A 12,864-nucleotide genomic window follows, 5' to 3' on the forward strand; every position below is an offset into this window, starting at 1 on the left:
GCACCGGCCCGCCCGCGGGCCGCGCGGTGTCGGCGCCGCCGGCAACGCTGCCGCCAACAGCGCCGCCACCGGCAGCGTTGCCACCGGCGGTGCCGCCACTACTGACAGCGTCGCCGCTGGCAGCATCCGTATGCCTGCCCACCTGGCCATGCTCCCACCGGATCCCACGCCCCGGGCCCGCCGGCCATGGGATTCCCGGCCGGCGTAATCCGATGTGTCCGGCCGGGTATGGCCCGGGCCCGCCGGCCATAGGGTTCCCGGCCGCGGCCCTGCGCGCGCCCCACCGGACCATGGGCCCCGCGCGCAGGGCCGTGTAGCGCCGGCTCTCCGGCCCGGCGAGCTCGTCTCCGGCTCCGCTGACCCCGCACAGGGCCGGCCGGCAGGCCCTCAAGGAGTCCAGGACCGGTGGGCCTCATCCGGTCCGCCCCACAAGGATGTGGGCGGACGTCTCGGCCGGTCCGGCTCCACCGCCCCGCCGGGCGCGCCCCGCCGGCCGCGGGCGTTGTTCACCGCACGTTCTCCGCGTCTCCTCGCAAGCGGTACCCGCAACAGGTACGGGGCTGGCCGCCTGATAGCATCAGAGAGACAGGTCAGCACATCCAATTACACAATTTTTACACAAAATTTGCGGATATCCTGACAAAATCGAATTTTTTGTCATTCCGCCAGAAAACCGCAAAGTATTTCATCGCCGACATCCCAGCAGCTGGCCGACGCGCCGCCCCCATCGGGATGTGTCATATTCATCACACGGGCCTGACCCCGTCGGGACGTTGCGCCCCACGCCAATAGTCCGGCCGGTACGCTCAAGTGGTACCCGAGGAGGTTACACAACGTGTCAGGCCAGGTCAGGGATCGTCAAATCCATCGACTCGACCGGGTCGTCATCCGCTTCGCGGGCGACTCGGGCGACGGGATGCAGCTCACCGGGGAACAGTTCACCAGTGAGACGGCGGCGTTCGGCAACGACTTGTCCACCCTACCGGACTTCCCGGCCGAAATCCGCGCCCCAGCCGGCACCCCGGCCGGCGTGTCAGGATTTCAGCTCCATTTTTCCGACCACGACATCCTGACGCCCGGGGACGCCCCGAACATGCTGGTGGCGATGAATCCCGCGGCGCTGAAGTCAAATCTGAAGGACCTGCCGGCCGGCGCCGACCTCGTCGTCAACACCGACGCCTTCACCAGTGCCAACCTGAAGAAGGCCGGATATTCCTCCGACCCGCTCACCGACGGCACCCTCGACGGATACCGGGTGCACCGGGTGCCTCTGTCGTCGATGACCATCGACGCGGTGAACGCGTTGGAAAGCAGCACCGGCACCGTCAACAAGAAAGAGGCCGAGCGGGCGAAGAACATGTTCGCGCTCGGCCTGATGAGCTGGCTCTACCAGCGGCCCACCAACGGTGTCGTCGCGTTTCTTGAGAAAAAATTCGCGAAACGCCCCGAGATCGCCGCCGCGAACATCGCGGCGCTGCGTGCCGGCTACAACTACGGTGAGACGACCGAGGCCTTCGCCGTCGTCTACGAGGTCGCCCCGGCCCGGATGAAGCCCGGCCGCTACCGCCGCGTCTCCGGCAACCTCGCACTGTCCTACGGGCTGATCGCCGCCGCCGAGCTCACCGGGCTGCCGCTGTTCCTCGGCTCCTACCCGATCACCCCGGCCTCCGACATCCTGCACGAGCTGAGCAGGCACAAGCGGTTCGGGATCCGGACCTTCCAGGCCGAGGACGAGATCGCCGGCGTCGGCGCCGCCCTCGGCGCGTCCTTCGGCGGCTCGCTCGGCGTCACCACGACGTCCGGGCCCGGCCTGGCCCTGAAGACCGAGACCATCGGCCTCGCGGTGACCCTCGAGCTCCCGCTGGTCGTCGTCGACATCCAGCGGGGCGGGCCGTCCACCGGGCTGCCCACCAAGACCGAGCAGGCCGACCTCAGCATGGCCGTGCACGGCCGCAACGGCGAGGCGCCGCTGCCGGTGATCGCCCCGCGCTCCCCGGCGGACTGCTTCGACGCCGCCATCGAGGCCGCCCGGCTGGCGACGAAGTACCGCACCCCCGTCATCCTGCTCTCGGACGGCTACCTCGCCAACGGCTCGGAGCCGTGGCTGCTGCCCGACCGGGCCGACCTGCCCGACCTGCCGGTGACGTTCGCGACCGGGCCGAACCACACCGGCGACAACGGCCCGGAGTTCTGGCCGTACCTGCGCGACAACGAGACGCTCACCCGGCCGTGGGCCGTGCCCGGCACCCCCGGGCTGGAGCACCGCATCGGCGGCCTGGAGAAGGCCGACGGCTCCGGCGGGATCTCCTACGACCCGGCGAACCACGACCGCATGGTGCGCCTGCGCCAGGCGAAGATCGACGGTATCGCGCGCGACATCCCCGCTCTCGAGGTGGACGACCCCTCCGGGCAGGCCCGGGTGCTCGTCCTCGGCTGGGGCTCGACCTACGGGCCGATCGCGGCCGCGTGCCGCCGGGTCCGCGCGCAGGGGCTCCAGGTCGCCCACGCACACCTGCGCCACCTGTTCCCGTTCCCCGAGAACACCGGCGACGTGGTGCGCGCCTATGACCGGATCCTCGTCCCCGAGATGAACCTCGGCCAGCTCAGGGCCATGATCCGGGCGGAGTTCCTGGTCGACGCCATCGGCTACAACCAGGTCCGTGGGCTTCCGTTCAAGGCCGCCGAACTGGCGGGTGTCCTGGAGGACGTGATCAAGCAGTGACCGTCACGACGAACCAGACCGGTATCACCAACCGGCTGCTCGACCTCATACCCGCCGCCAGCCAGCCGCAGACCCGCAAGGACTTCACCTCCGACCAGGAGGTCCGCTGGTGTCCCGGCTGTGGTGACTACGCCATCCTGGCCACCGTCCAGGGCTTCCTGCCGGAGCTCGGGATCGCCCGCGAGAACATCGCGTTCATCTCCGGCATCGGCTGCTCCTCGCGCTTCCCGTACTACCTGAAGACCTACGGGATGCACTCCATCCACGGCCGGGCGCCGGCCATCGCGACCGGTCTCGCGGTCTCGCGGCCGGACCTGTCGGTCTGGGTCGTCACCGGTGACGGCGACGCGCTGTCCATCGGTGGCAACCATCTGCTGCACGCGCTGCGCCGCAACGTCAACATCAAGATCCTGATGTTCAACAACCGGATCTACGGGCTGACCAAGGGCCAGTACTCGCCCACGTCAGAGGTAGGGAAGGTCACGAAGTCGACCCCGTACGGCTCGCTGGACCGGCCCTACAACCCGATCTCGCTGGTGCTCGGCGCCGAGGCGACGTTCGTGGCCCGGTCGATCGACTCCGAACGCGCGCACCTGACCTCGGTGCTGCGCGCGGCCGCCACCCACCCCGGCTCGGCCTTCGTGGAGATCTTCCAGAACTGCAACATCTTCAACGACGGGGCGTTCGACGCCCTGAAGAACCGCTCGTCCAAGGACGACGCGACCCTGCGGCTGGCCCACGGTGAGCCGCTGGTGTTCGGCGCGGAACGCGACAAGGGCATCCGCCGCGCTCCGGACGGCAAGCTGGAGGTGTGCGCCGCGACCGACGAGGGCGTGCTGGTCCACGACGCCCACGCGGCCGAGCCGGGCCTGGCGTTCGAGCTGTCCCGGCTGACCGGCGATTCGGCCGGGGTCACGCCGATCGGGGTCTTCCGGGACGTCGACCTGCCCACCTACGACGAACAGCTCAACGAGCAGATCGCCGACGCCCGGGCCCGCCAGGGCGAGGGCGACCTGATACAGCTGCTGGGCAGCGGCGACACCTGGACGGTTTCCTGAGATTCACCCCCGGGACCGTCTCCGGTGGCTCTTCGGTCGTGTCCGGCCGGGAGCCACCGGAGCGGCCCGGCCGGTCGGCTCCCGACAGTTCGAGGAGCGCGCGGCCGCGGTTGCGGGCATACCCGCCGGGCCCCGCGGCACCAGCCGATCGACAGGCGTAAAATTTTCTTTTCGTACGACTTTTACGAAACAATTTCTTGTACATCCGCCGCTCCGGAGAAACTCGGGCCACCGAGGAACGCGGCTGGGATTCTTCTCCTCGGGACTCCGGTCGGGCCGGACTACACCAGGGCGGCCGCTGGCCCACTACGGATGCCGGACCGCTTCGAGCCATCCGGACAGCGGCAGGCCGCTCAGCGGAGCGAATAGCGCCTTTGATGGAAAGTTGTCCATATGGCGTCGGAACATCCGTGACCGGTCGGTTAGCATTGTGATTGCTCTGGCATCCCGAATCCGCCTTTCTGGATCTTCATAACAGCTCGGCGGGCGGTGGGGGCTCGGGGGCTACAGCTCGAGGGCTACAGCGTGGGGACTACAGCGCGGGGGCTACAGCAAGCTACCGATCCGGAGGCACAGTGCAGGACAGATCGTCCCGTTGCCGGCAGGTCCAACAGCGTTCTCCTTGGGTGCCGCTCCCCGTGGCGGGCGAGGTGAGCCGTGGGTAACCACTCCGCTGCCCGGCACTCACGGAAGCAGGCAGCAAGTGCCTCCCAGCGGGCCGTTCCCGCGCGCACACCCGCGGCCACCGGCACGCCGGGCGGCAGGAGGGCCGACGCCGGCGCGGCAACCGCCGACAGCCCGAGCGCGGCCGAGCCCGTCAGATCACCGCGGATCTTCCGGAAGCGCGACGCTGGCCCGGATGCCCGCCTGCGGCCCGTCGCGCCGGCGTTCCCCCCGCCGGTGTCGGCGCGCCCGGGAGCGATGTTCATCCCCCGCCAGCAACTGATGAACTCCGCTGAACCGGACACGCTGAGCGGGCCGTCCCCGTTCGGCGCGGACAGGGCACGGCCGGACGACCGGCAGGCACACGGCACACGCCGCGGCGCGCACCGGGAGATCCCCGTCAGACAGCCCACCGTCAGACAGCCCAGGCCGAGCCGCAACCGGCTGGTCGCCACCGGTACCGCCTCTCTCGCCGGGATATCCGCCCTGCTCACCGGCATAGCCCTGGCCGGCGCCCAGGACGAGCAGGTCGTCGACCTCGGGGCAGCCGCCGCGGCACCGTCGGTCGGGCTGGGCAGCTCGCCGTCGGTTCTCCAGCAGACGGCGGGGAGAACTTCCCGCAACGTGCACAGACCGGCGGCACGGCCGGCCGCCCCACCGCCGCAGACCGTCGTCACGCCTGGCCCGGGCTTCGCCGGGAACGACCCGCTGTGGGCAGCCGGCGCTCCCAGCCCCGCGGGCACGGATCTCCCGCAGGCCGTAGCCACCCATCCCGAGTACCCGTATCCCGCGTATTCGTACTATTCCCATGCGTACTACGCCGACGCCGCCCCCAGCGAGGCCGGCCCGCTGCCCCCGACGCCCGCGCCGGCGACACAGCCCGCCCTTGAGCAGCCCGCCTTCCCGGGCGGGGCGGTGACCGATCCGGTCGAAGTCACCCGGACCAGCGAACCATCCGCCCAGCCGACCACGACCACGCTGCGCGGCTTCGAGACAGGTCAGACACCACTGGCCGGGGCACCCGCCCCGGCGGCCGGCCTGGTGGGGGTCCCTCCCACACCCGTCCCGTCGGAGGCCCTGCCCCCCGCGGCGGCGGTGCCGGCAGCCACCGGGAGCAGCGCTTCAACCAGCCAGCCGCCGACGTCCTCCGCCGTGGCTCCGGACGCCCAGGCAGCGGCCCCGCAGCCGCACCCGGCCAGAGCGGGCGGGGCATTCGGCGACAGGCCCACCAAGCTGATCGAGTTCTACGATCCCCCGCCGTTCTCGCCGCTGAGCAGATAAGAAACCGGGTGGAAGGAAACAGCCGGATCCACCTGTGTGGGGGCCGCGCCGTCCGCGCGGCTCCCACTCCTTTCCTTCCACCCGGCTTCTTCCGCTCGGCTCCTTCAACAGTCATCCGGGCGTCCGGAGTCATCCGCTCGCCCGGAGTCATCCGGGCGTCCAGCGCATCCGGCGTTCGCATCCGGGCGCGCACAGGCCGCTCGACGCGGCCGCGAACGGGTCAGCTGGTGCGGTCGATCACGTAGTCCGCGAGTGCCGCCAACGCGGTTCTGGCCGGCCCCTCCTCCAGCCCGGCCAGGCAGCCGCGTGCCTGGCCCGCCCAGCGCGCCACCTCACGGCGGGCACGTCCCATGGCCGGATGGCCGCGCAGCAGGTCCAGCGCCTCGGCGAGCGCGCCTTCCGCCGCGAAGCCGTCCTTCATCAGGCCGCGCAGCCGGGCCGCGGCGGCGTCGTCCTCCTCAAGCGCGTAGAGCACCGGCAGCGTGGGAATCCCCTCCCGCAGGTCCGTCCCGGGTGTCTTACCCGAGGCGGCCTGGTCGGAGGCGACGTCGATGAGATCGTCGGAAAGCTGGAAGGCCACCCCGAAGTAGCCGCCGAAGGCGGCCAGGGCGTCCACGGTGAGCGGATCGGCCCCGGCCAGCATCGCGCCGAGCCGGCCGGAGGTGGCGATCAGTGACGCGGTCTTCTCCCTGATCACACGGAGGTGATGCTCGACCGGGTCCTGTCCCGGTACCGGCCCGACGGTCTCCCGGATCTGCCCCTCGCACAGGGTCGCGATCGTGCGGGCCAGGATGCGGGTGGCCTCCGGCCCCAGGTCGGCGGTGATATCCGAGGCCCGGGCGAAGAGGAAGTCGCCGGTGAGGATCGCGATCGTGTTGGTCCACCGGACGTTCGCCGACGCCGCTCCCCGCCGCAGCGGCGCCTCGTCCATGACGTCGTCGTGGTACAGCGTCGACAGGTGGGTGAGCTCGATGGCGACCGCGGCCGGCAGCACGCCGACGGCGTCCGGGTCACCAAAATGGGCCGCGAGCAGGACGACCATCGGCCGGAAACGCTTGCCGCCGGCGTCCACCAGATGCCGGGACGTCTCGGTGACGAACGGCACGTCGCTGCGGACGGCGTCGCGTAGCAGCCGTTCGACCTCGTGGAGGCCGCGACGGACAGCCTGCTCCAGATCAGGGTCGGTCCTGATCCCCACGAGGTTCAGCCCCGTTGCGCTCATGTGGATTCCCTGGGCGTCAGCGTACGAAGCCGGACGTGGCCGCGGTACCGGCGAGATCGAGCAGAGGCTGTGGCGCGACTCCCAGCAGGAGCGTCACGACCGCGCCGATGCCGACGGCCGCGTAGGTGAGTGTCGGACGAGTGACAATTATGGGGCCGTCCGCACCCGGTTCCTGGAAGAACATCAGAACGATCACTCGGACGTAGAAGAACGCGGCGATCGCGCTGGTGACCAGGGCGACGACCACCAGCGGCGTCGCGTCACCGGCGATCGCGGCCTCGAAGACGGCGAACTTCCCGGTGAATCCGCTGGTGAGCGGGATGCCGGCCAGGGCGAGGAGCAGGAAGGCGAAGATCCCCGCGAGCAGCGGTGAGCGCCGCCCGAGCCCCTGCCACTGGGACAGGTCGCTCGCCTCGCCGTCCGCCGTCCGCACCAGGGTGACCAGAGCGAACGTGGCGATCGTGGTGAAGCCGTAGGCGACCAGGTAGAACAGGGAGCCGCTCAGCCCGTCGCTGTTGGCCGCGGCGAGCCCGGTGAGCAGGAAGCCGGCGTGGGCGATCGCCGAATAGGCGAGCATCCGCTTGATGTCACGCTGGGTCAGTGCCAGCACCGCGCCGACCACCATGGTCAGAATCGCGATGATCCAGACTATCGGCCGCCAGTCCCAGCGCAGCCCGCCGAAGGCGACGTAGAACAGCCGCAGCAGCGCGCCGAACGCCGCCACCTTCGTGCCCGCGGCCATGAAGGCCGTGATCGGGGTCGGCGACCCCTGGTAGACGTCCGGTGTCCAGGAGTGGAACGGCGCGGCGCCGACCTTGAAGAACAGGCCGATGCCGAGCAGGGCCACCCCCAGGTAGAGGTAGGTGTCGTTCGCGCCGACCGTGCCCGCGGCATCGGCGATCCGGCCGAGGCTGACGCTGCCGGCGTAGCCGTAGATGAAGGCCAGGCCGTAGATGAAGAACGCCGAGGAGAAGGCGCCGAGCAGGAAGTACTTCATCGCCGCCTCCTGGGAGAGCAGGCGGCGGCGGCGGGCCAGGCCTGCGAGCAGGTACAGCGGCAGGGAGAGGATCTCCAACGCGACGAACATGATCAGAAGCGTGTTCGAGGAGACGAACAGCAGCATCCCGGCCACCGAGAACGCCATCAGCGGGTACGCCTCGGTCTGCACGGCCGCGGAGGAACGCTGGGCGGTCGCGCCCGGCGACCCCGGGGTGATCGCCGCCGACGCCACGATCGCCCCGCCGGAGGAGTCCAGCCGCCGCTCGGCGACCAGCAGCACCGCCAGCAGGGCGAAGAGCAGGATGGCGCCTTCCAGGAACAGGGCCGGGCCGTCGATGGCCAGCGCCCCGGCCGCGAGCACCTGCCGTCGGGCGTGCAGCAGGACGACCGCCACGAACGCGGCCACGAACCCGGCCGCGGCCAGCAGCGGCTGGATGCCCCGGCGGGCCCTGGCCGGCGCGAACGCGTCGACGAGCACACCCGCCAGCGCCACCCCGAAGACGATGAGGATCGGGCTCAGCGCGCTGTACTGGATCGCCGGGACGTCGATCGTCCCCTGCGCGCCCTGGGCCAGCACCTGCGGGGCGGCGATGGCGGATGCTGTGGCGCTCACGAGTGGCCTCCGGCCTGGCTTGCGTTCACGGGGGCGGTTGGTGTGGGGTCGGTGTGCCCGGCATCCTCGAACGTCGCCGTGACAGTCGGCCGGACGATGTCGATGAGCGGCTTCGGGTAGATGCCGAGGGCGATGATCAGAGCGACCACCGGTGCGACGACGATCTTCTCGCGGACGCTGAGATCGAGCACTCCACGAGCATCCTCGGACACCACCGGTCCTGTCATCGTCCGCTGGTAGAGATAGAGGATGTAGATCGCGGCGAGCACGATGCCGGCGGTGGCCACGATGGCCAGCGCCCGGTACCGGGTGAACGTCCCGGCCAGCACCAGGAACTCACTGACGAAGCTGTTCAGGCCGGGCAGCGCCAGCGACGACAGCCCGGCGATGAGGAAGACGCCGGCCAGCACCGGTGTGACCTGCGCCATACCGCGGTAGGCCCCCACGTCCCGGCTGCCGCGCCGGGCCACCAGGAAGCCGACGACGAGGAAGAGCAGGCCCGTCGACAGCCCGTGGTTGACCATGTAGAGGACGGCACCGGTGCCCGCCTGCGACGTCAGCGCGAAGGTGCCCATCGCGATGAAGCCGAAGTGGGCCAGCGAGGTGTACGCCACCAGGCGTTTCATATCCCGCTGGCCGATGGCGAGCAGTGCCCCGTAGAAGATCCCGATCACCGCCAGCGCGAGCACCACGGGCGCGAAGTAGGACGACGCGTCCGGGAACAGCGGGATGCAGTAGCGGATCAGCCCGAAGGTCCCGACCTTGTCCAGGACGCCGACCAGCAGGATCGCGCCGCCGGTCGGCGACTGCGCGCCCGCGTCCGGCAGCCAGGTGTGGAAGGGGAACAGCGGCGCCTTGATGGCGAAGGCGATGAAGAAGCCCAGGAAGAGCAGCTTCTGCACGCCAGGGGTGATGTCCAGCTGGCGCAGGGTGGCGAAGTCGAAGGTGCCGGTGCCGAGCTGGTCGGACGAGACCACGTAGAGACCGATCACCGCGGCCAGCATGAGCAGCCCGCCGAACAGGCTGTAGAGCAGGAACTTCACCGCCGCGTAGGACCGCTGCGCCTGCTCCTTCACCGGCCCGTAGCTCCCGATCAGGAAGTACATCGGGATCAGCATCGCCTCGAAGAAGACGTAGAACAGGAAGACGTCGGTGGCGGCGAACACCCCGACCATCCCCGCCTCGAGCGCGAGCAGCAGCGCGAAGAACGCCGGGACGCTGCGCCTGCCCGCCACCGGCGCGCCGTCCGGGGAGGCGGCGTCGACCTCGTCCCAGGAGGCCAGCACGACGATCGGCACCAGCAGCGTCGCGAGCAGGATCAGCACCAGCGAGATCCCGTCGGCGCCCACCGAGTAGGAGATGCCGAACTGCTTGATCCAGGAGTACTTCTGGGAGAACTGGAAGCCGGCCTTTGCCGGCTCGTACGCGATGGTCGCCAGCAGCGCCAGCACGAACTCCACCAGCGTGACCGCCAGCGTGACCTGCTTGGCCAGCGTGCCCAGCCGTCGCGGGACGGCCGCGACGACGACCGCCGCGGCGGCCGGGATGATCAACAGGAGGGTCAACCACGGGAAACTGTTCACGTCATCCGGTCCTTACCAGCAGCGCCGTCATGACCACGAGGACAGCACCTCCCAACATCGACAGCGCGTAGGAGCGGACGAACCCGGTCTGGGTGCGGCGCAGCCGCCCGGACAGGCCGCCGATCCCGGCGGCGGTGCCCCGGACCAGCCCGTCCACCCCGACCGTGTCCAGCCAGACCAGGAAGCGGGTGAGGTACTGCCCCGGGCGCATGAACACGGTCTCGTTGAACGTGTTGGCGTAGAGATCGTGCCGGGCGGCCACGGTGACCAGCCCGACCTCGGAGTCGGGGCGGCCGACGGCCTCCACCGGGCGGAGCTGGTAGCGCAGGTAGGCCCCGGCGAAGCCGCCGGCGGCGACCAGCAGGGTGAGCGCCGTGACCACCGCCGGGGAGAGCGTGTGTGCGCCCTCCTCGTGCCCCTCGCCGAACACCGGTGCCAGCCAGTCCTGCAGGGTGCCGCCGACGATGAACAGCCCACCGGCGAACACCGAGCCCACGGCCAGCAGCGCCATCGGCCCGGTCATCACCCTCGGGGACTCGTGGGGGTGCTTCGCGTGTTCGCCCGAGGACGACCAGCGGCGCTCCCCGTGGAAGGTCAGCAGGAACAGCCGGGTCATGTAGAAGGCGGTGATGCCCGCGCCGAGCAGCGCGGTCAGGCCGAGCAGGTACCCGCTGGTGCCGCCCTTGTCGAAGGCGGCCTCAATGATCTTGTCCTTGGTGAAGAACCCGGACAGCGGGGGAAGGCCGATGATGGCCAGGTAGCCGAGGCCGAAGGTGGCCCAGGTGACCGGCATCAGCCGCCACAGGCCACCGTATTTCCGCATGTCCTGTTCGTCGTCCATCGCGTGGATCACCGAGCCGGAGCCGAGGAACAGGCCGGCCTTGAAGAAGCCGTGCGCCAGCAGGTGCGCGATGCCGAGCGCGTAACCGGCCGGGCCCAGCCCCACGGCGAGGAACATGTACCCGATCTGGCTCACCGTCGAGTAGGCGAGCACCTTCTTGATGTCGTCGTAGGCGCAGCCGATGACGCAGCCGATGATGATCGTTACGGCGCCGATGATGACGACCACCGTCCGGGCGGCCTGGGTCTCGGTGAAGATCGGGCTGGCGCGGGCGATGAGGTAGACCCCGGCGGTCACCATGGTGGCGGCGTGGATGAGCGCGGAGATCGGGGTCGGGCCCTCCATCGCGTCCGGCAGCCATGCCTGCAGCGGGAACTGGCCGGACTTGCCGCAGGCGCCGAGCAACAGCAGCAGGGCGATCGCGGTCAGCGTGCCGTACCCGATGACGTCGGCGGCGGCGGCGCCGAGCACCGAGTCGTAGTTCGTGCTGCCCACCGTGGCGAACATCAGCATGATGGCCAGGGCGAGCCCCACGTCGCCGACCCGGTTCATGTAGAAGGCCTTGTTGGCCGCGGTCGCCGCGGCCGGCTTGTACTCCCAGAACTTGATCAGCAGGAAGGACGACAGGCCGACCAGTTCCCAGCCCGCGTACAGGACGAGGAAGTTGTCCCCGAGGACGAGCAGCAGCATGGACGCCAGGAACAGGTTCATGTAGGCGAAGAACCTGCGCCGCCCGGGATCGTGCGCCATATAGCCGATCGAGTAGATGTGGATCAGCGTCCCCACGCCGGTGATCAGCAGCACGAAGACCGCGGAGAGCTGGTCGAAGAGCAGGCCGGCATCCACCTGGAAGCCGTTGACCGAGATCCAGGAGAACAGGTGCTGGGCGACCTGCCGGTCATCGGCGGCCCGGCCGCGCAGCCCGAAGAACAGCACCAGCCCCACGACGAAGCTCGCCGCGGAGGCCGCGGTGCCCAGCAGATGGCCCCAGCGGTCGGTCCTCCGCCCGCCGAGCAGCAGGATCAGCGCCCCCGCCAGCGGGAGCACCAGCAGCAGCCACGTGGCCGAGAACACGCCGCTGGCCGCCGCGTATCCCACCTCGTGTCCCACCTCATGCGGCATGGGGTACCTCGCCCTCGAAGAGGCGGCCGGCAAGGAGGCGGCCGGCTGGCCGGTGGCCGTCAGGCAGGTGCTCGTCAGGCAGGTGGCCGTCGGATGCACGGCCCTCGGATGCCCTGCCGCCACACGCGTCGACACCACGCGTGTCGACACGGTGCGTATGGCCGTGGGGTATATGCGTCACTGCACTCATCGTCCGTTCTGCCGTGACCGGGGTCCCGGCCACCACGTCCCACCGGCGCCTGGTGAGATCGTCACCGGTGACACACCTGAGGAACTGGCTAGTACTTGAGCAGGTTCACGTCGTCCACCGAGGCGGACCGGCGGGTGCGGAAGATCGTAAGAATGATCGCCAGGCCGATGACCACCTCGGCCGCGGCCACCACCATCACGAAGAACGCCATGATCTGGCCGTCCAGGGTGCCGTTGATCCTGGAGAAGGTGACCAGGGTCAGGTTCGCCGCGTTCAGCATCAGCTCGACGCACATGAAGACGACGATCGCGTTACGGCGCAGCAGGACACCGACCGCGCCGATGGTGAACAGCAGCGCGGCGAGGATCAGATAGTTCGCGGGGTTCACCGGCCCGTCCCCTTCCCGGCCCCGACCGGACGCTGGTTGCCGCGGCCATGCGCCCCGGCGCCGTTGTCGCCGTCACCGGGAGCCCCGGCGTCCCCAGGGCTCCCGGCGTCGCGGCCCGCGCCGGGACCGGCACCGCCGGGCAGGCCCGCCGGCAGCCGGGCGTCCTGGGGCCGGGCGTAGAC

Annotated in this window: 8 protein-coding genes and 2 pseudogenes; 4 read left to right on the forward strand and 6 right to left on the reverse strand. The window is 70.1% G+C overall.

Translation table 11 applies throughout. The features are described from left to right. The 4 genes and pseudogenes from NBW84_RS16300 to NBW84_RS16315 all read left to right on the forward strand — a co-directional run. A pseudogene (locus tag NBW84_RS16300) lies at positions 1-208 on the forward strand (hypothetical protein); the annotation flags it as partial. A 627-nt stretch (positions 209-835) separates the two neighbouring features. Then, entirely contained in the window at positions 836-2,722 is a 1,887-nt protein-coding gene (locus NBW84_RS16305) for a 2-oxoacid:acceptor oxidoreductase subunit alpha (RefSeq protein WP_250285600.1), read from the forward strand. Next, the gene (locus NBW84_RS16310; RefSeq protein WP_250285601.1) at positions 2,719-3,780 is read left to right on the forward strand and encodes a 2-oxoacid:ferredoxin oxidoreductase subunit beta; all 1,062 of its coding nucleotides are present in this window, start codon (positions 2,719-2,721) and stop codon (positions 3,778-3,780) included. Before NBW84_RS16305 ends, NBW84_RS16310 begins: the two co-directional genes overlap by 4 nt. A 657-nt stretch (positions 3,781-4,437) precedes the next feature. Then, entirely contained in the window at positions 4,438-5,724 is a 1,287-nt protein-coding gene (locus NBW84_RS16315) for a hypothetical protein (protein WP_250285602.1), read from the forward strand. Between the two features lie 220 nt (positions 5,725-5,944). Here NBW84_RS16315 and NBW84_RS16320 read toward each other — a convergent pair whose 3' ends face one another. The 6 genes and pseudogenes from NBW84_RS16320 to NBW84_RS16345 form a co-directional block, all read right to left on the reverse strand. Beyond that, on the reverse strand, positions 5,945-6,946 hold the full coding sequence (locus tag NBW84_RS16320) for a polyprenyl synthetase family protein (RefSeq protein WP_250285603.1): 1,002 nt from the start codon (positions 6,944-6,946) through the stop codon (positions 5,945-5,947). A 16-nt stretch (positions 6,947-6,962) separates the two neighbouring features. Beyond that, positions 6,963-8,537, reverse strand: a complete 1,575-nt coding sequence (gene nuoN, locus NBW84_RS16325) for an NADH-quinone oxidoreductase subunit NuoN (protein ID WP_250285607.1) — start codon at positions 8,535-8,537, stop codon at positions 6,963-6,965. Between the two features lie 17 nt (positions 8,538-8,554). Continuing rightward, a complete protein-coding gene (locus tag NBW84_RS16330) occupies positions 8,555-10,141 on the reverse strand; it encodes an NADH-quinone oxidoreductase subunit M (RefSeq protein ID WP_250285604.1) in 1,587 nt (528 codons plus the stop codon). 1 nt (position 10,142) lies between these two features. Then, on the reverse strand, positions 10,143-12,104 hold the full coding sequence (nuoL, locus tag NBW84_RS16335; protein ID WP_250285605.1) for an NADH-quinone oxidoreductase subunit L: 1,962 nt from the start codon (positions 12,102-12,104) through the stop codon (positions 10,143-10,145). A gap of 278 nt (positions 12,105-12,382) precedes the next feature. Next, positions 12,383-12,682 (reverse strand): NADH-quinone oxidoreductase subunit NuoK, encoded by a 300-nt coding sequence (gene nuoK / locus NBW84_RS16340; RefSeq protein WP_250285606.1) that lies wholly within the window; start codon positions 12,680-12,682, stop codon positions 12,383-12,385. After that, positions 12,679-12,864: pseudogene (locus NBW84_RS16345) on the reverse strand (NADH-quinone oxidoreductase subunit J); the annotation flags it as partial. The gene nuoK and the pseudogene NBW84_RS16345, both read right to left, overlap by 4 nt.

Source organism: Protofrankia sp. CiP1_Cm_nod2 (genome assembly GCF_920664355.1).
Classification (GTDB): Bacteria; Actinomycetota; Actinomycetes; order Frankiales; family Frankiaceae; genus Protofrankia.

Excerpts from the sequence above, each read along its gene's own strand:
- NBW84_RS16320 (WP_250285603.1), bottom strand. The coding sequence starts at position 6,946 with ATGAGCGCAACGGGGCTGAACCTCGTGGGGATCAGGACCGACCCTGAT.
- nuoL (WP_250285605.1), bottom strand. The coding sequence starts at position 12,104 with ATGCCGCATGAGGTGGGACACGAGGTGGGATACGCGGCGGCCAGCGGC.